This is a genomic window from Streptomyces sp. CB02056 (genome assembly GCF_001905545.1).
GTDB lineage: Bacteria > Actinomycetota > Actinomycetes > Streptomycetales > Streptomycetaceae > Kitasatospora.
The window spans coordinates 628,544-649,714 of record NZ_LIPD01000002.1 but is presented as its reverse complement, the minus strand read 5'-3'; the positions used below and the strand labels follow the sequence as shown (position 1 = coordinate 649,714).

11 protein-coding genes and 1 pseudogene are annotated in these 21,171 nt (G+C 74.6%); 2 read left to right on the top strand and 10 right to left on the bottom strand.

Features of this window, described 5'->3' with window-relative positions:
• Positions 1–59: 59 nt before the first annotated feature.
• Positions 60–2,573: a YfhO family protein gene (locus AMK13_RS06825; protein WP_074001498.1), complete on the top strand. Its 2,514-nt coding sequence runs from the start codon at positions 60–62 to the stop codon at positions 2,571–2,573.
• A 48-nt stretch (positions 2,574–2,621) separates the two neighbouring features.
• Here the strand turns inward: AMK13_RS06825 and AMK13_RS06820 are convergent, their stop codons facing one another.
• The 7 genes from AMK13_RS06820 to AMK13_RS06795 all read right to left on the bottom strand — a co-directional run bounded on the left by AMK13_RS06820 (position 2,622) and on the right by AMK13_RS06795 (position 15,375).
• Entirely contained in the window at positions 2,622–5,975 is a 3,354-nt protein-coding gene (locus AMK13_RS06820) for a S8 family serine peptidase (protein WP_074001497.1), read from the bottom strand.
• Between the two features lie 239 nt (positions 5,976–6,214).
• Positions 6,215–6,376 carry a hypothetical protein gene (locus AMK13_RS44015; protein WP_198959322.1) on the bottom strand — a complete coding sequence of 54 codons (162 nt, stop codon included), beginning with the start codon at positions 6,374–6,376 and terminating at the stop codon, positions 6,215–6,217.
• A gap of 295 nt (positions 6,377–6,671) precedes the next feature.
• Positions 6,672–8,258, bottom strand: coding sequence for a phosphoglycerate dehydrogenase (gene serA, locus AMK13_RS06815; RefSeq protein ID WP_049657950.1), 1,587 nt, complete (start codon positions 8,256–8,258; stop codon positions 6,672–6,674).
• Between the two features lie 243 nt (positions 8,259–8,501).
• On the bottom strand, positions 8,502–9,500 hold the full coding sequence (gene ilvC / locus AMK13_RS06810) for a ketol-acid reductoisomerase (RefSeq protein ID WP_049657948.1): 999 nt from the start codon (positions 9,498–9,500) through the stop codon (positions 8,502–8,504).
• Positions 9,501–9,610: 110 nt separating this feature from the next.
• Positions 9,611–10,135, bottom strand: a complete 525-nt coding sequence (ilvN, locus tag AMK13_RS06805) for an acetolactate synthase small subunit (protein ID WP_049657946.1) — start codon at positions 10,133–10,135, stop codon at positions 9,611–9,613.
• A gap of 32 nt (positions 10,136–10,167) precedes the next feature.
• Entirely contained in the window at positions 10,168–12,021 is a 1,854-nt protein-coding gene (locus tag AMK13_RS06800) for an acetolactate synthase large subunit (protein ID WP_049657944.1), read from the bottom strand.
• Between the two features lie 330 nt (positions 12,022–12,351).
• On the bottom strand, positions 12,352–15,375 hold the full coding sequence (locus tag AMK13_RS06795; protein ID WP_443333949.1) for a putative bifunctional diguanylate cyclase/phosphodiesterase: 3,024 nt from the start codon (positions 15,373–15,375) through the stop codon (positions 12,352–12,354).
• A 331-nt stretch (positions 15,376–15,706) separates the two neighbouring features.
• Between AMK13_RS06795 and AMK13_RS46385 the strand changes: the two are divergent.
• Positions 15,707–15,934: pseudogene (locus AMK13_RS46385) on the top strand (hypothetical protein); the annotation flags it as partial.
• Positions 15,935–15,968: 34 nt separating this feature from the next.
• On the opposite strand, the gene AMK13_RS45765 reads toward AMK13_RS46385, so the two are convergent.
• From AMK13_RS45765 to gatB, 3 genes are all read right to left on the bottom strand, one after another.
• The gene (locus AMK13_RS45765) at positions 15,969–19,034 is read right to left on the bottom strand and encodes a helix-turn-helix transcriptional regulator (RefSeq protein ID WP_274538668.1); all 3,066 of its coding nucleotides are present in this window, start codon (positions 19,032–19,034) and stop codon (positions 15,969–15,971) included.
• A gap of 152 nt (positions 19,035–19,186) precedes the next feature.
• Positions 19,187–19,345: a hypothetical protein gene (locus tag AMK13_RS43380; RefSeq protein ID WP_158077676.1), complete on the bottom strand. Its 159-nt coding sequence runs from the start codon at positions 19,343–19,345 to the stop codon at positions 19,187–19,189.
• Between the two features lie 249 nt (positions 19,346–19,594).
• On the bottom strand, positions 19,595–21,100 hold the full coding sequence (gene gatB, locus AMK13_RS06785; RefSeq protein ID WP_049657772.1) for an Asp-tRNA(Asn)/Glu-tRNA(Gln) amidotransferase subunit GatB: 1,506 nt from the start codon (positions 21,098–21,100) through the stop codon (positions 19,595–19,597).
• Positions 21,101–21,171 lie beyond the last annotated feature (71 nt).

Genomic DNA, 21,171 nt, shown 5'->3' with positions numbered 1-21,171 from the left:
AATTGTCAGACACGCCCTAGGGTGGCGGGGTCCGGCGAGGTGTGTGGAACGGGGTGCGGATGGGCGGGCGGCGGCGGGAGGGGCTGGTCTGCGCGGGTGCGGCGGGGCTGGCGATGGGCGGGTACGGGCTGGCGGCGGCGGTGCGCGGGCGGTGGCCGGCCGGGGCGGAGGCGGTCGCCGTGCCGTACCACGCCCACCTGTGGGACCTGCTGCACGGGCAGGCCGCCGGGGACCTGCTGTTCAACTGGAACAGCGGCTACGGGGCCCCGTTCCTGGCGGACTTCTTCGCCTACCTGATGAACCCCTTCTCCTGGCCCACCGCGCTCCTCCCCCGCGACCAGGGCCGGCTCGCCGTCCTCCTGGTCACCCTGGCCACCATCGGCCTGGGCACCGCCCTGATGGCCCGGCTGCTCGGCCGGCTGCACCCCGGCCCCCGGTGGCTGCGGGTGTTCGCCGCCGTCGGGTACGGGCTGTGCGCCTGGGTGCTGGACGTCGGCGGGGCCGCCCCGATGTGGCTCTGGGGCCTGGTCTCGCTGCCCCTGCTCGGCCTGGCCGCCGACTGGTGCCTGCGCGAGCGGCACTGGGTGGCCGGCGCGCTGTGCGTCGCGCTCGCCTGGACGGGCAACCTGTACACCGCCGCGCTGGCCACCCTCGCGGCCGGACTGCTGTTCGCCGTCCGGCTGTTCGCCGCCCCGCTCCCGTTGCGCCACCGGGTCCGGGCCACCGGCCGGGCCGTCACCACGGCCACCGCCGGGGTGCTGCTCGCCTCCCCCGTGCTGTTCGTCGCGGTGCTGGCCACCGGCCGGGCCCAGCCGGAGTCCCCGGTCGAGCCGCTGGGCCCGTCCGGTGTCGCCGCCCACCTCTCCCGGCTGCTGCCCGCGGCCCACGGCGGGCAGCAGCTGCCGGACGTGGCGATCGGCGTCTTCGGGCTGCTGGTGGTGTGCGGGCTGCCGTTCAACCGGCGGGTGCGGGCTCGGGAGCGCGCCCTGTGGTGCGCGGCGCTGGTGCTGGTGGCGGTCGGCTTCCTCTGGACCCCGACGGTGCTGGTCTGGCACGGCCTGGCGATCCCGTCCGGCGGGCCGTACCGGGTGGCCTTCGTGCTCAGCGGGCTGCTGGTGCTGGCGGGCTGGGTCTCGCTGGCGCACCGCCCGGACCGGCTCACCGTGCTGGGCGGCGCCGCCGTGGTGGCGGTGATCGCCGGCCTGGCGGCGGGCCGGCCCCCGGTGCGCCCGGCCACCTGGGTGCTGCTGGCCGTCGGCGGCGCCGTCCTGTCGGCCGCGCTGTGGCTGCTGGACCGCCGGCCCGCCGACCGGCGGGCGACCGCCCTCGCCACCTGGGTGATCGGCGGGGCGGTGCTGGGCAACGCCGTCTGGTCCGGGTACGCGGCGCTCGGCGCGGTCCCTTCCTCCGGGGTCTCCCCGGCGGCCGTCCGGGCCGGGCACGCGGCCGTCCGGGCGGGCGCCGACTGGCCGCGCGGCCGCAGCGACCCCGGCCCGCACGCCTTCACCCCCAACGACCCGCTGCTGCTGAACGGCCAGGGCGGCGGCTACTTCAGCAGCTACCTGCCGACCGTCACCGCCCTGCTGCTGCACGACCTCGGCGCGGGCTGGACGGCCGGCGGACGGCAGACCGCGAGCGTCACCGACCCGGTCGGGCAGGCGCTGTTCGGCGTCCGCACCCACCTCGACGACGCCCCGCCGCCCGGCTTCACCCCGGTGCGGGCCGCCGCGCCGCCGCTGGTCACGGTGCTGCCGCCGGGCTCCCGGACGGAGACCTCCTCGGTCTGGTCCCGGCAGGAGTCGCTGCTCGGCAGCCAGGTGTACGACGCCCCGCTGCCCGTCCCGGCGGGCGGGCCGGCGCCGGCCCTGCACGGCACCAGCGGCTGGTCGGTGCCGGCCGGCGGGGAGGGCACGGTGTTCACGGCCGCCTGCACGCCGGGCGGGACGGCCTACTTCCACGGGGTCTGGTACCGGGGCACGGTCAGCGGCCTGGGCACCGACTACCGCAGCGACGGCGAGCAGCCCACCACCGCCGTGCCGATCCACCGGCTGGGGACCGTCCCGGCGGACGGGGTGGTCCGGGTGACGCTGCGGTCGGACGTGGTGAGCCAGGTGCCCGCCCGCCCGATCGGCTGTCTGCGGGCCGGTGCGCTGGAGGCCGCCGTCGCCCGGCTCACCGCGACCGGCGCCACCCGGGTCGAGGCGGGCGGGCACACCCTCACCGCGACCCTCCCGGCGGGTTCCACCGGCACCGCGCTGCTCTCCGTGCCGGCCGCCGAGGGCTGGACCTGCGCGGTGGACGGCGGCCGACGTCTCACCCCCGTCCCGGTGCTCGGCATGATCGGCGTCCCGCTGGGCGACGGCGCCTCCCGCGTCGCCTGCGCCTTCCGCCCGCCCGGCCTCACCGAGGGGCTCGTCGTCACCTCCGCCACCGCCGCCGTCCTCGCCCTGGTGGCGGTCTTCGCCCGGCTCTCCCGGCGCCCCACCCGCGTCCCGCGCCGCGACCGCCGCCGGGCGGCCCTGGGCGCCGACGCACAAGCCGGCACGGAAGCCGGCCCACAAGCCGGCACATGACGGGGCGGCCCGCCGGAGTCCCGGTGGGCCGCCCCTTCCACCCGACGGTCAGGGCAGGTCGAGCACCTGGGCCCGCCGCTCGGCCGGGTTGCGGTGGTACAGCAGCAGGAGCCGCGAGGTGTCGCCCGCCGCCCGCCGTACGGCGAGGACGGCGCCCGGGCCCGCCGGGGCCAGTACGGCGGCCGGCCCGGTGAGGCCGGCCCGCGCGGTGAGCGCCGGCCGCAGGACGTCCAGCGGGACGGACGGGCCGGTGCCGCTCAGCCCGATGGTGGAGAGCGCCTCGGCCACGTCCGGCGTCCCGCCCCCGGCGTAGCCGGTCCAGACGCCGTAGCGGACGGTGCTGTGCCCGGGCACGACGCCGGGCAGGGCGCTCAGCCGGACGGGCAGCACCAGGACGTCGCTGTCCAGCAGCCCGGTGTCGGTGTCGCCCCAGTGGGCGTTGAGCGGCTGGACGTCCAGTTCGGCCCCGGTGCGGGCGTCCAGGGCGCGGGAGACCAGGACGTCGCTACCGCGCAGCCGGTCGGCCTTGAGGATGACGTCGGTGCTGCCGTCCCCGTCGGTGTCCAGCGCCACCCGCACCCCGTACAGCCCCACCGGGGTGGCCGCGGGCGCCCACAACTGCGCGCCCACGTACAGCAGTTCGGAGTCGACGGCGGCGCCGGCCGCGCGCAGGCCGGCGGCCCGCTCGCCGGGGTGCTCGACGCAGACCTCCTCCGCCGGGTCCGGCTCCTTCCCGGTGTCCTTCGGCCGCAGGCCCGCGCCGGGCGCGACCGCCGTGCCGCTGCCGCCGGGCGGGCAGTCGGGCCAGCGCTCGCCCTCGCCGCCGAGGGCGAGGGCGCTGACCAGCCCGGGCTGTTCGCCGGGGGCGGCGCGGCCGCCGAGGGTGACCAGGGTGCCGTCCCGGGCGGTGCGGACGGTGGCCGCCGCCGTGAGGTCGCCGGTCGGGCGCGGGGCGGCCAGCACCGGGATCCGCAGCTGCGGGAGCGCGTCGCCACCGACCGGGGTGAGCAGCACCCGGCCGGAGAGCTCGCCCCGGTAGCTGCGGGCCCGGCCGCCCTGCACGGTGTCGATGGTCGGGTCGGGGGCGCGCCCCAGCTCCCCCGGCACGGCCAGGGTGACCCGTACCCGTGCGGTGCCGCCCGCCGGGACGTCCACCCGGGCCGGTGCCACCTGGTAGGAGGCGCCCGGCAGCAGGGTGGCGGCCGCGTACGAGGTGCGGTACGCCAATGGCGCGTTCGAGGTGTTGCGCACCTCGATCTCCCGGGTCACCGCCGTCGGCCCGCCGACCTCGACCGGCCCGAAGGAGACCCCGACCCCGCCCTCCACGGCACCCTCCCCCGCCGCGTAGGCGACGGCGGGCGTGCGGACCGCCCGGTCCACCCGGACCCTCCCGGCCCCGGTGCGCTCGGGCCCGTAGACCGGCCCGCTGTGCTCGTCGCCGAGGAAGGTGTCCTCGGTGGTGTTCATCAGCGCGGCCTTGACCTGCTCGACCGGCCAGTCCGGGTGCGCGGCGCGGACCAGCGCGGCGAGCCCGGCCACGTGCGGGGCGGCCATCGAGGTGCCGCTCTCGCGCTGGCCGCCGGTACCGCTGCCGACCAGGCTGGACCAGATGCCCTCGCCGGGTGCCGCCAGGTCGGGCTTGACCACGCCCGGCACGCCGATGCCGCGCGAGCTGAAGTCGGTCATGGTGTCGATCCGGGCCGGCTGGTCCTGGGCGACGGAGCCGTGCAGCGGGTTGCCGGGCGCGGCGAGCCGGACCGTCACCGGCCCGGCGGCCGCGGCCTGCCGCAGCCGCTCGCCGTCGGCGCGCCCCAGCAGCACGGCCGGGATCCGGTCGTCGCCGGAGATCTCGGCGAGGTGGTCGGAGTCGGCGGCGTACAGGGCGCCGATCGCGCCCGCGTCGGCGGCGTGGTCGGCGCGCGGGCCGGAGTTGCAGGCCCGGTCGGCTTCCCGGGTGTGCCAGGTGAGCAGCGCGATCCGCCCCTTCAGCCGCTGCCGGTCGGCCTCGCCGAACTCGGTGCAGCCGTCCGACTGGTCGGCGGGCAGGGCGAGTTCGCCGCTGACGTCGGCGGTGGACCAGCCCTGGTAGCGCTCGCTCCAGTGCGCCGGGACGACCCCGGCCTGGGCGGCGGGGGCGAGCACGGTGATGCCGTCCACGTCGGCGTGGCCGTGCACCGAGGCGGCGACGGTGATCGCCCGGGCGGCGGTGCCGGGGCTGCCGCCGATGCCGTACACGTCGCCGTCGTTGCCCGCCGCCGCGATCACGACGGTGCCGAGCTCGGCGAGCCGGTCGGCGGCCAGGGCGTCGGTGTCGTCGGTGCTGCCGAAGTGGCTGCCGAGCGAGAGGTTGACGACGTCCAGCCGGTCGCTCAGGTCGCCGTCGCCGTTCGGGTCGGCGGCCAGGTCGAGCGCCTCGGTGACCCGGTCGGTGGAGCCGTCGCAGCCGAACACCCGGATCGCGTACAGCTGCGCGCCCGGGGCGGTGCCGGGGCCGATCCGGAAGCCGGCCGGGTCCAGCCCGGGCCCGTACGGACCGGTGTACGGGTGGCCGTCCGCGGTGACGCCGTACCCGGCCGCGGTGCCGGCCACGTGGGTGCCGTGCCCGTTGCGCACGCAGTCGATCGGGTTGTCGCCGGGGTGCGGCACCGGCTGGTAGTGCGGGGAGGCCGGGTCGGGGTCGTAGTCGTCGCCGACCAGGTCCTTGCCGCCGACCACCTTGGCGTTGGGGAACAGCGCGGGCGGCGCGGGCCTGCCGCGCTCGACCGAGCGGAACGCCTCCTCGGTGCCGGGGCCGCCGAAGTCGGCGTGGGTGTAGTCGATGCCGCTGTCGATGATCCCGATCCGGGTGCCCCGGCCGGTGCCGGCCGCCTGGTCGCCGGCCCAGACCTGCGGGGCGCCGGTCAGCGGGACGGAGTGGGCGTTGTCGCGCCGTTTGGCGACGATCGGGTGGACGGCCCGGACGCCCGGCAGCGCCCGCAGCGCGGGCAGCCGGTCGGCGGGCGCGCTGACCGCGAGGCCGGCGAGCACGGTGCGGGTGCGGTAGAGCTCGCGGGCGGCGGGTGCCGCCCGGTGGACGGCGCCGGCGAGCCGGTCGAGCGCGTCCCCGGCCCGGGCCCGCTGGGCGGCGCCGGCCCGCGCGGCCTCCCGGCGGACGGCCTCCGGGGGGCGCTGGGCGCGCCGGGCCCCGTCGGCGGCGCGCCGCCAGGCGGAGCCGGCCGCCTCGGTGGTGAGTTCGAGCAGGACGGAGGCCGTTCGGCCCGGCCCCGGCGGTCCGGCGGACGGCGGCCCCGCGGACGGTGGGCCGCCGGCCGCCGGGGTGGCGGCGAGGACGGCGCTTCCGGCCAGCAGGGCCAGGGTGAGGCCGATCCGGGCGGCGGGTCGGCGGACGGGTGGCAGACGCACTGGGCCCTCTCCCCCGGCAGGGGGACTGATCCGCACACCGTGTCGCTGACGCTCGCCCACGCGAACGTCGATCACCCCTCCGAGGGCCCCAAATTAGGATGATCGCGCCGACGGGGACGAGCAACTTCCCTCGGACGGACCGGGGTTGCACTCTACTGGGTGACATCCGGCGCACCCGTACGGCCCATTCGACGGATGAACGCCACCGCCGGGCAACCCGGCCCGGAGGCGCCGGCCGCTCAGTGGTGGCCGGTCACGCCGCCGTTGTCCCGGCGGTCCAGCGCACGCTGGAGGGCGGCGGCCGCGAAGGGGTTCCGCTCGACGGCCCGGCGGCGGCGCGGGGCGCGGACGGGGGCGGCGGCGGGGGCGGACGTGGCGTGACGGTCGGCGGTCGGCGACATACCGGGCTCCTTGGAAGCGGCGCTGCGGAAGGCGAGCGCGAAGAGGGGAAAGGGAGCGCGGGAGCAGGGATCGCCTGCTCGTGAAGGCGCACGCGTACACGGGCCGCGCGCCCTGGCTACAGGGGCGGCACACCGTACGGCCCTTCCACGGTACGACCACGCCCCGGCCGTGTCTGCACGAATACTTGGATTTCCTAGTATCTGAGACGGGTCTCACCCGGGAGAACGCAGCAGGGCCCGGACCACCGTCGAACGGTGGTCCGGGCCCTGCCGGGACGGCCCTGGGGCCGGAGGATCAGCCCAGGTCGACCGAGCGCGCGAAGCGGGCGCCGATCTCGGCGGCGATCGCCGAGAGCACCTCCTGCGGGATCTCGGTGTCCACGGTGATGGAGGCCAGCGCGCTGCCGCCGTCGCGAGCGACCTGCATGCCGGCGATGTTGATGCCCGCGTCGCCGAGGTGGCGGCCGAGCACGCCGACCACGCCGGGGCGGTCCTCGTACTTGAAGAAGGCCATGTGGTCGGTGAGCGCCACGTCCACGTCGAAGGCGTCCACGCCGACGATCTTCTGGGTCTGCTTGGGGCCGGCCAGCGTGCCGGAGATGGCGATCTCCTCGCCGTTCCCGAGCGTGCCGCGGACGGTGATCACGTTGCGGTGCTCGAGGCTCTCGCTGGAGGTGGTCAGACGGACCTCGACGCCGCGCTCCTGGGCGAACAGCGGGGCGTTGACGTAGGACACCGTCTCCGCCACGACGTCCTCGAACACGCCCTTCAGCGCGGACAGTTCGAGCACCTTCACGTCGTGCTGGGTGATCTCGCCGCGGACCTCGACGTCGAGGCGGACGGCCACCTCGCCGGCCAGCGCGGTGAAGATCCGGCCGAGCTTCTCGGCCAGCGGCAGGCCCGGGCGGACGTCCTCGGCGATCACGCCGCCCTGGACGTTCACCGCGTCCGGCACCAGCTCGCCGGCCAGCGCGAGGCGCACCGAGCGGGCGACCGCGATGCCGGCCTTCTCCTGCGCCTCGTCGGTGGAGGCGCCCAGGTGCGGGGTGGCGACCACGTTGTCGAAGGCGAACAGCGGGGAGTCGGTGCACGGCTCCTTGGCGTACACGTCCAGGCCGGCGCCGGCCACCCGGCCCTCGCGCAGCGCGCTCGCCAGCGCCTCCTCGTCGACGATGCCGCCGCGGGCGGCGTTCACGATGCGGACGGTCGGCTTGACCTTGTGCAGCGCCTCGTCGCCGATCAGGCCGATGGTCTCCGGGGTCTTGGGGAGGTGGACGGTGATGAAGTCCGACACCTCCAGCAGCTCCTCCAGCGTGACCAGCTTGACGCCCATCTGCGCGGCGCGGGCGGCCTGGATGTAGGGGTCGTACGCGACGATCTTCATGCCGAACGCGGACATCCGCTGGGCGACCAGGACGCCGATCCGGCCGAGGCCGACGACGCCGAGGGTCTTCTCGCTCAGCTCGACGCCGGTGTACTTGTTGCGCTTCCACTCGCCCTGCTTGAGCGCGGCGTTGGCCGGCGCGATGTTGCGGGCGACGGAGATCAGCAGGCCGCAGGCGAGCTCGGCGGCGGTGACGATGTTGGAGGTCGGCGCGTTGACGACCATCACGCCGGCCTTGGTGGCGGCGGCGACGTCCACGTTGTCCAGGCCGACGCCGGCCCGGGCGACCACCTTGAGCTTGCGGGCGGCGGCCAGCGCCTCGGCGTCGACCTTGGTGGCGGAGCGGATCAGGATCGCGTCGACGTCGGCGATCGCGGTGAGCAGCTCGGTGCGGTCGGCGCCGTTGCAGTGGCGGATCTCGAAGTCGGGGCCGAGGGCGTCGACGGTGGCGGGCGAGAGCTCTTCGGCGATCAGTACGACAGCGCTTTTGGAGGTCACAGTGCTCACGACAGTGGGTCCTTAACTGTCCGGTTCCCCCGGGCACGTAGGTGGCGTGGAGGGCGGGGGAAGGTGGCATGCCGCGTAGGTAGACGCACGACGCTGTGGGCCTGACGCGCACTCGGAGTGTATCGACGGGCTGGGTAGCGGGCTGCTCCCGTCCGGCGAAATCACCCGGACGAGAGCAGCCTACTTGTACAAGGACGTTACAAATTCGGGGCCGGGGAAACGGCCCGGAAGGGGTCAGGCGTTCTCGTTGACCCAGCTCATCAGCGAGCGCAGCTTCTTGCCGGTGGTCTCCAGCAGGTGGTCCTCGTCGGCCTTCTTGTACTCGTTGTACTTGGGCAGGCCCGCCTTGTACTCGGCGATCCAGGTGTTGGCGAAGGTGCCGTCCTGGATCTCGGCGAGGACCTGCTTCATCGCGGCCTTGGTGTCCGCGGTGATGATCCGCGGGCCGGTGACGTAGTCGCCCCACTCGGCGGTCTCGGAGACCGACCAGCGCATCTTCTCCAGGCCGCCCTCGTACATCAGGTCGACGATGAGCTTCAGCTCGTGCAGGCACTCGAAGTAGGCGATCTCCGGCTGGTAGCCGGCCTCGACCAGGGTCTCGAACCCGGCCTTCACCAGGGCGGCGGTGCCACCGCAGAGGACGGCCTGCTCACCGAACAGGTCGGTCTCGGTCTCCTCGGTGAAGGTGGTCTTGATGACGCCGGCCTTGGTGGCGCCCAGGCCCTTGGCGTAGGACAGCGCCAGCTCGAAGGCCTTGCCCGAGGCGTCCTGCTCGACCGCGACGATCGCGGGGACGCCGCGGCCCTCCTCGTACTGGCGGCGGACCAGGTGGCCCGGGCCCTTCGGGGCGACCATGCAGACGTCGACGTCCGCCGGGGGCTTGATGAAGCCGAAGCGGATGTTCAGGCCGTGGCCGAAGAACAGGGCGTCGCCGGCCTTCAGGTGCGGGGCGATGTCGGCCTCGTAGACGTCTGCCTGGATCGGGTCCGGGACCAGGATCATGATGACGTCGGCCTCGGCCGCCGCCTCGGCCGGGGTGACGACGCGCAGGCCGGCCTCCTCCGCCTTGGCACGGGACTTGGACTCCGGCTTCAGGCCGACCCGGACGTCGGCGCCGGAGTCGCGCAGCGACAGCGCGTGGGCGTGGCCCTGGCTGCCGTAGCCGATGACCGCGACCTTGCGGCCCTGGATGATGGACAGGTCGGCGTCGTCTTCGTAGAACAGCTCGGCCACGGGGGCACATCTCCTTGCGTGATGGGGTCCGGGTACGCGGTGTTCACCGTATGCGCACGCGGTGTGGTGTGGGTCTTTGCTTCAGGGATTGAGACGCGGAGGCGCGCTGTTCACGCGCTGCGGTCCAGGGCGCGCAGCGAGCGGTCCGTGATGGAGCGCGCGCCGCGGCCGATGGCGACCAGGCCGGACTGGACCAACTCCTTGATGCCGTAAGGCTCCAGCATCCGGAGCATGGCCTCCAGCTTGTCCGAGCTGCCGGTGGCCTCGATGGTCACCGCTTCCGGCGACACGTCGACGGTCTTGGCACGGAACAGCTGGACGATCTCGACGATCTGCGACCGGGTCTCGTTGTCGGCGCGGACCTTCACCAGGACCAGTTCCCGCTGGATCGCAGCGGACTGGTCGAGTTCGACGATCTTTATCACGTTCACGAGCTTGTTGAGCTGCTTGGTGACCTGTTCCAGCGGGAGGTCCTCGACGTTGACCACGATCGTCATCCGGGACACATCCGGATGCTCGGTCGAGCCGACGGCGAGGGAGTCGATGTTGAAACCCCGACGGGAGAACAGGGCGGCGATGCGGGCGAGCACGCCGGGCTTGTTCTCGACCAGGACGGAGAGGGTGTGCTTGGACATGGGATTCCTCAGTCGTTCTGGAGAGGGGGACATCAGTCGAGGTCGTCGCCGAAGTCGGGGCGCACGCCCTTGGCGAACTGGATCTCGTCGTTGCTGGTGCCGGCCGCGACCATCGGCCAGACCATGGCGTCCTGGTGGACGATGAAGTCGATGACGACCGGGCGGTCGTTGATCTCCATCGCCTGCCGGATGACCGCGTCGAGGTCCTCGGGGCGCTCGCAGCGCAGGCCCACGCAGCCCATCGCCTCGGACAGCTTGACGAAGTCGGGGATCCGGGTGCCCTGGGCCGGCGGCTCGATGCCGTCGTGGCCGGGGCCGGAGTGCAGCACGGTGTTGGAGTAGCGCTGGTTGTAGAACAGCGTCTGCCACTGCCGGACCATGCCCAGCGAGCCGTTGTTGATGACCGCGACCTTGATCGGGATGTCGTTCAGGGCGCAGGTGACCAGTTCCTGGTTGGTCATCTGGAAGCAGCCGTCGCCGTCGATGGCCCAGACCGCGCTCTCCGGGCGGCCGGCCTTGGCGCCCATCGCCGCGGGGACGGCGTAGCCCATCGTCCCGGCGCCGCCCGAGTTGAGCCAGGTGCCCGGCTTCTCGAACCGGATGAACTGCGAGCTCCACATCTGGTGCTGGCCCACGCCCGCGGCGTAGATCGCCTCGGGGCCGACCAGCGTCCCGATCCGCTCGATGACCTGCTGCGGCGAGAGCCGCCCCTCCGGGGCCGGCTCGTAGCCGAGCGGGTAGGTCTTCTTCCACTCGTCGAGCCGCTCCCACCACTCGGTGTAGTCGCCCTTGTGGCCGGCGTCGAACTCGGCCTGGACGGCGACGATCAGGTCGGCGAGCACCTCGCGGGCGTCGCCGACGATCGGCACGTCCGCCGGGCGGTTCTTGCCGATCTCGGCCGGGTCGATGTCGGCGTGGACGACCTTGGCGTTGGGGGCGAAGCCGTCCAGCTTGCCGGTGACGCGGTCGTCGAAGCGGGCGCCGAGGGTGAACAGCAGGTCGGACTTCTGGAGCGCGGTGACGGCGGGGACGGAGCCGTGCATGCCGGGCATGCCCAGGTGCTGCGGGTGGCTGTCCGGGAACGCGCCGAGCGCCATCAGGGTGGTGACCACCGGGGCGCCGGTCAGCTCGGCGAGGATCCGCAGCTCGGCGGTGGCCCGCGCCTTGAGCACGCCGCCGCCGACGTACAGCACCGGCCGCTTGGCGCCGACCAGCATCTTCGCGGCCTCGCGGATCTGCTTGGCGTGCGGCTTGGTCACCGGGCGGTAGCCGGGCAGCGCGGTCTCGACCGGCCAGCGGAAGGTGGTGGTCGCCTGGAGCGCGTCCTTGGCGATGTCGACCAGGACCGGGCCGGGGCGGCCGGTGGCGGCGATGTGGAAGGCCTCGGCGATCACCCGGGGGATCTCGGCCGGGTCGGTGACCAGGTAGTTGTGCTTGGTGATCGGCATCGTGATACCGCAGATGTCCGCCTCCTGGAAGGCGTCGGTGCCGATCGCCTTGGAGGAGACCTGGCCGGTGATCGCGACGACGGGCACCGAGTCCATGTAGGCGTCGGCGATCGGGGTGACCAGGTTGGTCGCACCCGGACCCGAGGTCGCCATGCAGACCCCGACCCGGCCGGTGGCCTGGGCGTAGCCGGTGGCGGCGTGGCCGGCGCCCTGCTCGTGCCGGACCAGGATGTGGCGCACCTTGACGGAGTCCATCAGGGGGTCGTACGCGGGAAGGATGGCGCCGCCCGGGATGCCGAAGACGGTGTCCGCGCCCACGGCCTCGAGGGAGCGGATGAGCGACTGGGCGCCGGTCATGGTCTCGACGACGTGCTGGGGAGCGGGAGCGTTGGCGGCCGGGTTGTCCCCGCGGCGGGGGGATGCGGCGTGCTCGGTCATCTGCCTGTCTCTTCTCGGGTTTTGCCGACCCGGTGCTGCGGGCCCCGTGCTGCGAGGGTGGGGTCCCGGTCCGGGTCGAGCGCCGGCTCTGCCTCAATCGTCCCGCTCGGTCCGACGGATCGGACGGGCCAGGGCGGTCGAGGCCAGGGGTCTTGCGGAGGTGGAACAGCGTCAGTGCAACAAAAAACCCCTCGTGCCCAAGGGCATGCGAGGGGTGGCGCGTCGGTCTGTCACGAGCAGGGCGTACGAGCCCACTCAGCCGACGCGCCCGCCAAGTACGAGAATTCGGGTGCGCATGGCAACGACCTTCCTCCCGTGCGGGGCGGCGTGTCAAGCAGGTGGGACGACCGTCTCGCCATGCGGACCACCCGGCGGGCCAGTAACGGCACGGTGTCCGGGCAGGTCAGAGCCGCCATGGTGATGTGCGCCACGCCCCGGCGCGGCGTCCGTCCGGCCGCTGCCGCGGCCACTCGTCCGGGTGTCCTCGGGGGCGGGCGGGCGGGTGTCGGCGGGCGGGTACGGGCGGCGGGCCGACAGCGGTCCGGCCGGGCCCGCCGGGGTGGAGACCGGGCCCGGCGGCGTGGGCAGCGGGCCGGTCGGGGTGGGCAGCGGGTAGCCGCGGCGGGCCAGCGCCCGGCGCAGCCGGGGCTCGTCCAGCGGCGGGGCGAAGGCCGAGCCCTGGGCCTGCCCGCAGCCCAGCTCCCGCAGCGCGGCGACCTGGCGGGGCAGGTCCACCCCCTCGGCGGCGGTGGTCATCCCGAGGTCGCGGCCGAGCCGCAGCGCGTGCCCGGCGAGGGTGCGGCTGAGCGGGGACTCGCCGAGGTCCTGGACGAGCGTGCGGTCCAGCTTGAGCCCGTCCAGCGGCAGCCGGGCGAGCGCGCCGAGCGAGCCGCCGCCGGCGCCGTACCCGGCCAGCCAGGTGGAGACGCCGAGCCCGCGCAGGGCGGAGAGCCGGCGGCCGAGTTCGTCGGCGAGCGAGTCCGGGCCCATCCGGGCCACCTCGATGACCAGTTCGTCGGCGGGCAGCCCGCTGTCGCGCAGCGCCGAGGCCACCGTCTCGTACAGGCCGGGCGAGCAGAGCCGCTCCACCGAGAGCCTGACGGCCACCGGGACGGGCTCCGGCGTGCCGCGGCCCCTGCCGCCGGGCAGGCCGCGCCGCTCGACGGCCGCGCTGACCGCCTCCAGGACCAGCCAGCGGGAGAACCGGGTGGCCGCGTCGCCGTGCTCGGCCGAGCGCAGGAACTCGGCCGGGGTGAGCAGCAGGCCGCCCACCGAGCGCCAGCGGGCCTGCGCCTCGACGCCGGTCACCGCGCCGCTGCCGAGGTCCACCACGGGCTGGTGGAGCAGGGTGAAGCCGCCCTCCCGGACGGCCAGCCGCAGCCGCTCCTCCAGCTCGGTGCGGCGCTCCAGGTCGGCCCGCATCGCGGGGGTGTAGAGCACCACCCGGCCCTTGCCCTCGGACTTGGCCCGGTACATCGCCAGGTCGGCGTTGCGCATCAGCTCGTCGGCCGCGGTTCTGGGGTCGGCCGCCGGGCCGCGTTCGGGGGTGCCGAAGGCGATGCCGATGCTGGCGGCGACGCCGAGTTCGGCGCCGCCGATCCAGTACGGCTCGGAGAGGGCGAGGCGCAGCCGCTCGGCCAGCTCCTGGACCTGGAGGCGGCCGAGCGGGCCGCAGACCAGCGCGGCGAACTCGTCGCCGCCGAACCGGGCGACGGTGTCCCCGCAGCGGACGGCGCTCTGCAGCCGGCGGGCCGCCTGCACCAGCAGTTCGTCGCCGACCTGGTGCCCGGCGGTGTCGTTGACCGCCTTGAAGCCGTCCAGGTCGATGAAGAGCACCGCGATCCCGGCGCCCGTCCCGCCCTGCTGGCCGCGGGCGCCGAGGGCGGCCCGCAGCCGCTGGGTGAACAGCGCCCGGTTGGGCAGGTCGGTGAGCGGGTCGTGGAAGGCGTTGTGCTGCAACTGGGCCTGGAGCATGACGCGTTCGGTGACGTCCCGGCTGTTGAGCAGCAGGCCGTCGCGGTGTCTGCTGACGGTCGACTCGACGTACAGCCACTCGCCGGCGCCGGAGCTGATCCGGCACTCGACCCGGGCGGAGGGCTCGGCGGTGCCGGGGCTGCGGTGGGTGGTGAGCCGGACCCTGGCGAGGTAGCGGCGGACCTCGGAGAGCACCCGGCCGACGTCCTCGGGGTGGACCAGGTCCAGCAGGTTGCCGCCGACCAGTTCCTCCGGGTCCCGCCCGTAGACGCCGAGCGCGGCCGGGGAGACGTAGGAGAGCACGCCGTTGGCGCCGGCGATCATGATGACGTCGCTGGAGCCCTGCACCAGCGAGCGGAAGTGCGCCTCCTTGTGGGCGAGTTCCTGCGCCAGCGACAGGTTGTCGAGCAGCATGACGCCCTGCCGGAGGATCAGCGCCAGCCCGACGGTGCAGGCGGCCGCGGCCACCACCCGGTCCAACTCCCGTCCGCCGAGGGCGTTGTAGAGAATGCCCGCGGTGCAGACCGCGGCGGCCGCGTACGGGGTCAGCGCGCTGAAGGTGGTCGCCACCCGGCGGTGCGGCAGGCCGCCGGCCGAGGGGTGGTCGCGCAGCGGACGGCGCCAGCGCGGCGACCACGGCGCCCAGCCCAGCAGCAGGCTGCCGGCGAACCAGCCGGCGTCCAGCAGTTCGCCCGAGTGGTAGCTGCTGCGCAGCTCCGGGGAGGTGAACAGGGCGTCGCAGGTGACGGTGACGGCGAGGGCCAGCATCGCGGTGTGCACCGCCGCCCGGTTGCCGTCCCGGCCGCCGAAGCGCAGCCCGACCACCAGGCTGACCAGCAGGATGTCCAGCACCGGGTAGGCCAGGTTGAGGGCCAGGCGCAGCGGTGAGCCGTCCTCGCCGGCCGCGATCCGGCCGAGCGCCAGGCTCCAGCTGAGGGTGAACAGCGAGCCGGCGATCAGCCAGCCGTCGAGCAGCAGGCAGAGCCAGCCGGCCGCCGTGCGCGGGTGCTGGGCGAGCACCAGGACGCCGGTGATGGCGAGCGGGGCGAACAGCAGGAAGGCGTACTCGGCGAGCGAGTCCCGGGGCAGCGGGGTGCGCACGACCAGCTCGTACCAGCCCCAGGTGCCGTTGCCGAAGGCGACCATGAGCGAGGAGAGGCCGAACAGCAGCCAGGCCGGGCGGGCGTGGCCGCCGACCGTGCAGCCGTACACCAGGCAGGACAGCGCGGCCGCCAGGGCCGCCGCGGCCAGCCCGAAGTCGCCCATGAAGACGGACAGTTGGTGCGATCCCCAGCCGGCGGCGGCGCCGGTGGCGTAGGCCACGCAGAGCGCGCCCAGGGCGAACCCGGGCAGCGTACGGCTCACCCCGGGCCGGTACAGCGGGCCGCGGCGGGCGGGTGCGGGCACGTCGGCGGCGGACGTGTCGGTGTGCGGTGCGTCCGGCCGTCCGGTTCCGGGCAGCACCGTTTCGGTGGAGCTCACTCGGCCTCTCCCCCTCCGGCCCGGGGCCTCGCGCCCCGGCCACGGGCCACCGGCCGCGCACCTGTCGGACGTACGCGGTGGCCTGGCGCCCCGTCAGGACGGTGGCCCAGGGGGTGGGCGGCCTGCCGGCCGCCGCACCGTACCGATGCTCCCAAAATGGACCCTACACCAATCCCGTCACTCAATGACACGCACACTCAACTTAGAGTAATGGCGAAAGGGTGGGGAAATGCCCCTGATTCCTACGGATCGGCCCGGTTGGCGGCGGCGCGCGGGCAGGGGCTCACGCGGCGCGCACGGGAGCACGCGGCGGCGCCCGAACACCGGTGCCAGGGTGGACGATCCGTGCTGCCGGGGCGGACGGACAGCGGACCCGGACCGGCCGGGGCCGGTCCGGGTCCGTCGTGGCGCCCAGTTCAGTGGGACCCTGCTCAGCGGGGCCCTGCTCAGCGGGGCCCTGCTCAGTGGAGTCCTGTTCAGCGGGGCCCTGTTCAGCGGCCCGAGGGGGCCAGGTCCTCCGGGAACAGCCTCAGCCGGTGCGCCAGTGCGGCCGCCTCGCCCCGGCCGCCGACCCCGAGCTTGCCGAGGATGTTGGAGACGTGCACGCTCGCGGTCTTCGGAGAGATGTACAGCTCCTCGGCGATCTGCCGGTTGGTCCAGCCGCGCGCGAGCAGCCGGAGCACGTCCCGCTCCCGGGGGGTGAGGTTGAAGGAGTCCCCCGCGGCCTGGGCCGGCACCGCGGCCGTCCCCCCGCCCGCCCGGCCGGCCGTCCGCCCGGCCGGGGCGAGGCTCAGCCCGGCCCGCTCGGCCAGCGCGGCGATCTGCCCGCCGAGCAGCCGGTCGCCCCGGGCGGCCGCCAGTTCGGCCGCCTCGCGCAGCAGTTCGGCGGCGGCCTCGCGCCGGCCGGCCTGCACCTCGGCCTCGCCGGCCCGCAGCAGGGCGAGCGCCAGCGGGAACGGCAGGCCGGTCGGCCGCAGCGCCTCGACGGCGGCGGCCCACCCCTGCGGGGTGTCCGCGCCCTCGGCGCGGGCCAGTTCGGCCTCCAGCAGCCGGGCCCAGCCGTGGTGCAGCGGCGCCCGGGGCCGCAGTGCGGCGGCGGCCCCGGCGATCGCGGCCAGCGCCCCGGCCCGGCCCGCCTCGGCCTGCGGCAGGCCCCGGCTGTCCGCCTCCACCGCGGCGGCCTCGGCCAGCAGCGGGTAGACGTCGGACTCGTGGCCGAGCCGGCCGTCCTCCTCCAGCGCGGCGAGCAGTTCGACCCGGGCCTCCAGCGGCCGGCCGCCGAGCGCCGCGAGCCGCACCGCCAGTCGGCTGATCGGCACGCTGTGCTGGACCTGGCCGACCCGGTTGGCCGACCGGGCCTGCGCCAGCATCGTCCCCGCGGTGGCCAGGTCCCCCTTGAGCAGGGCGAGTTCGCCGCGCATCCGGTCCAGGAACTCGGCGTGGGTGCCGGTCGGGCTGGCCGCCTCGTAGCCGACCAGCACCTCGGTGGCCTCCCGGGCCCGCCCGAGGTCGGCGAGCGCCTCGACCAGGTTGCCGGTCAGGATGGCGCCGATGTTGCGCAGCAGGCCGTTGCCGTTCGCGTACTCCAGGCCCTCCCGGGCCAGTCGGACCGCGTCCTCGGGGTGCCCGAGTCCGCGCTGCATGCTGGCCAGGTTGTTGATGCCGCGCAGCAGCAGGTCGGGCACGCCCAGCCGGCGGGCCCGTTCGACCGCCCCGGCGAGCTCGGCCAGCCCGCCCTCGGCGTCGCCCTGGACGTCGTAGCGCAGGCCGCCGAGAGTCATCCGGGCGTGCACCTCGACCGAGTGCGCGCCCACCTCCTCGGCGATCCGGATCGCCCGCTCGGCCAGCTCGATCGCCGCCGGGGTGGGCTTCTTGAGCATCGCCGTCCCGGCGCCGAGCGCGAGCACCTCGGCCTGGACCGCGGTCGGCGGCAGGTGCTCCACCAGCCGCAGCGCGTTCGCGATCTCCTCCTCGTCGCCGGAGCGGCGCAGGCTGCCCAGCATCCGGGCCCGGTTGATCCGGAACCAGGCCGCGCGCACCGGGTGCTCGGCCTCGTCGACCAGCCGCAGCCCGCGCTTGGCCAGGCTCAGGCCGCGCTCGCGGTCGCCGCAGCGCCGGGCCGCGACCACCGCCTCGGCCAGCACGTCGACCAGCTGGATCCGGTCGCAGTCCCCGTCCGCGGTGCTGTGGTCGCAGGAGCCGGGCGGGTAGGTCTCGGCCCAGTCGTACGGGCGCAGGGTGTGCGCCAGCACCTCCTCGGAGACCAGGTCCCACAGCTCCAGGGCGCGTTCCAGCATGCCGAGCTGCTCGGCGAAGGCGTTGCGGCGGCGGGCCGCGCGGGCGGCGTCCAGGGCCGTCGGCAGGGCGCGGGCCGGATCGTGCGCGTGGTACCAGTAGTTGGCCAGCCGGGCGGCCAGCGCGTCACCGGGGACCAGCTGCGGCTGGGCCTCCACCGCGAGCGCGAACCTGCGGTTGATCCGGTGCCGTTCACCGGGCAGCAGGTCGTCCGAGACCGCCTCGCGGACCAGCGCGTGGCGGAACCGGTAGCCCTCGCCCTCGCTGTCCGGGCGCAGGATGTTGGCGCCGACGGCCGCCCGCAGCGCCTCGATCAGCGCCTCCTCGTCGTCGTCCAGGACGGCGGCCAGCAGGGCGTGTTCGACGTGCGAGCCGCCCTCGGCGGCGATCCGCACCACCCGCTGGGCCTCCTCGTCCAGGCCCTCGACCCGTACCAGCAGGATGTCCCGCAGCGAGTCGGTCAGCCCGGCGCCGAAGCCGTCCTCGAAGGCGGTGGCCAGCTCCTCGACGAAGAACGGGTTCCCCTCCGAACGGCGGTGGATGCGGTCCACCAGCTGGCGGTCGGGGACGGTGGTGCCGAGGATGCCGGCCAGCTGGGCGGCCACCTCGCGGCGGTCGAACCGCGCCAGCTCCAGCCGCTGGACGGTGCGCAGCCGTTCGAGCTCGGCCAGGAAGGGGCGCAGCGGGTGCCGGCGGTGCAGGTCGTCGGTGCGGTAGGTGGCGACCAGCAGCACCCGGGAGCGGTGCAGGGTGCGCACCAGGAAGGCGAGCAGCTCGCGGGTGGAGCGGTCGGACCAGTGCAGGTCCTCGACGGCGAGGACGAGAGTACGCTCCGCGCCGAGCCGTTCGAACAACCTCGCGGTGTGCTCGAACAGCCGGGCCCGGCTGTACTCGTCGTTGGGTTCGCCGTCCACCTCGCCGAACTCGGAGAGCAGCAGGGCGAGATGGCTCTCGCTGCCGGCCGCGGCGGCCTCCAGTTCGGCGCCCAGCGAGCGGTGCAGCCGGCGCAGCGCGGCGGCCAGCGGCGCGTACGGCAGGCCCTCGGCGCCGACCTCCAGACAGCTGCCGAGCGAGGTGACCGCCCCCTGGGCGGCGGCCCGCTCCAGGAACTCCTCCAGCAGCCGGGTCTTGCCGACCCCCGCCTCGCCGCCGATCAGGACGGACTGCGGGCTGCCGGTGCCCGCGCGGCGCAGCGCGTCGGTCAGCTCGGTGATCTCGCTTCCGCGGCCGACGAAGACGGGGCTGACCGATGTGTGCTGCATGGAGGCGAGCATGCCATAGCCGGTGGGGCCCGGCCGAGGGGTTATCTCCCCTGGCGAACGGGTCGAAGGGCCCGAACGCCCGGAGGGGGAGACGCTCACTCGCAGCGTCTCCCCCTCCGGAGTTCCTTCGGCACCGTCGTGGTGCCGCACCGTCAGCATTCGGGCCGACGCACGGGGCGCCGCTGGAAGCGGGCGGCCACCGGGCGCTGCCGCAGGCGGCGGGCCTCCTTGGCCTCGCGCACCAGGCGCTCGTGCTCGGCGCGGGCCACGAGCTCGTGGGCCTGTTGCTGGAAGGTCTGGTACTCGATCATTTCCGGTTCCCCCTCGGGTTTTCCACTGCGTCCTGCTGACAGGTAAGAGCTTCCTCCGCCAGTGGGGGGTGCCGCATCGGGAGCCTGCCGCATCTTCCGGGGCCCGGATGCCTTAGATCGGGCGCAGATCGGGCGCCAGAAAAGGTTTAAGGCCCCGCCTCACCCAGATACATAGGTGAGGCGGGGCCTTAGGCCTTACTTAGAGGGCCTTAGATGCCTTAGACGCCTTAGGAAGGAAGGGCTGACGACCTAGGCTGCGCCCAGACGCTCCAGGATCAGGTCCTTCACGCGGGCGGCGTCGGCCTGGCCGCGGGTGGCCTTCATGACCGCGCCGACCAGCGCGCCCACGGCCTGGACCTTGCCGTCGCGGATCTTGGCGGCGATCCCCTCGTTCTCGGCGATGGCCTGGTCGACGGCGGCACCCAGCGCGGAGTCGTCCGAGACCACGGCCAGGCCGCGCTTCTCGACGATCGCGTCCGGCTCGCCCTCGCCGGCCAGCACGGCCTCGATGACCTGGCGGGCCAGCTTGTCGTTCAGCTTGCCCTCGGCGACCAGCGCGGCGACCCGGGCGACCTGCGCCGGGGTGATCGGCTGCTCGCTCAGCTCGGTGCCGGTCTCGTTGGCGCGGCGCGCCAGCTCGCCCATCCACCACTTGCGGGCCTGGTCGGCCGGGGCACCGGCCGCGATGGTCTCCTGGATCGGGCCCACCGCACCGGCGTTGAGCACCGACTGCATGTCCTTGTCGGACAGGTCCCACTCGGCCTGGAGCCGGGCGCGGCGCACCCGCGGCAGCTCGGGCAGGGCGGCGCGCAGCTCCTCGACCCACGCGCGGGCGGGGGCCACCGGCACCAGGTCCGGCTCGGGGAAGTAGCGGTAGTCCTCGGCGTTGTCCTTGATCCGGCCCGAGGTGGTGGAGCCGTCCTCCTCGTGGAAGTGGCGGGTCTCCTGGACGATGGTGCCGCCGTCGGTCAGCACGGTGGCGTGGCGCCGGATCTCGAACCGGGCGGCCCGCTCCACGCTGCGCAGCGAGTTGACGTTCTTGGTCTCCGAGCGGGTGCCGAAGGTCTCGGTGCCGTTCGGGCGCAGCGACAGGTTGACGTCGCAGCGCATCTGGCCCTTGTCCATCCGGGCCTCGGAGACGTCGAGCGAGCGGATCACCTCGCGCAGCTCGGCGACGTACGCCTTGGCGACCTCGGGGGCGCGCTCGCCGGCGCCCTCGATCGGCTTGGTGACGATCTCGATCAGCGGGATGCCGGCCCGGTTGTAGTCGAGCAGCGAGTGGGTGGCGCCGTGGATGCGGCCGGTGGCCCCGCCGACGTGGCTGGACTTGCCGGTGTCCTCCTCCATGTGGGCGCGCTCGATCTCCACCCGGAAGGTCGAGCCGTCCTCCAGCTGCACGTCGAGGTAGCCGTTGAAGGCGATCGGCTCGTCGTACTGCGAGGTCTGGAAGTTCTTGGGCATGTCCGGGTAGAAGTAGTTCTTCCGCGCGAACCGGCACCACTCGGCGATCTCGCAGTTCAGCGCCAGGCCGATCTTGACCGCCGACTCCACGCCGACCGCGTTGACCACCGGCAGCGAGCCCGGCAGGCCCAGGCAGGTCGGGCAGGTCTGGCTGTTCGGCTCGGCACCCAGCTCGGTCGAGCAACCGCAGAACATCTTGGTCTTGGTACCCAGCTCGACGTGGACCTCAAGGCCCATCACCGGGTCGTACGACGCGAGAGCGTCCTCGTAGGAGACCAGGTTCATGACGCTCACAGCGTCCCTTCTCACTTGAAGCTTGGGAGGTACGGGCCCGGCCGCCGCGTCGCGCGGGGCCGGGCCTGGGC

Bases quoted from the DNA above. Each gene is read 5' to 3' on its own strand.
- AMK13_RS06825 (WP_074001498.1), top strand. From the start codon at position 60: ATGGGCGGGCGGCGGCGGGAGGGGCTGGTCTGCGCGGGTGCGGCGGGG.
- AMK13_RS44015 (WP_198959322.1), bottom strand. From the start codon at position 6,376: ATGTCGCCGACCGCCGACCGTCACGCCACGTCCGCCCCCGCCGCCGCC.
- ilvN (WP_049657946.1), bottom strand. From the start codon at position 10,135: ATGTCCAAGCACACCCTCTCCGTCCTGGTCGAGAACAAGCCCGGCGTG.
- AMK13_RS06800 (WP_049657944.1), bottom strand. From the start codon at position 12,021: ATGACCGAGCACGCCGCATCCCCCCGCCGCGGGGACAACCCGGCCGCC.
- AMK13_RS45765 (WP_274538668.1), bottom strand. From the start codon at position 19,034: ATGCAGCACACATCGGTCAGCCCCGTCTTCGTCGGCCGCGGAAGCGAG.
- AMK13_RS43380 (WP_158077676.1), bottom strand. From the start codon at position 19,345: ATGATCGAGTACCAGACCTTCCAGCAACAGGCCCACGAGCTCGTGGCC.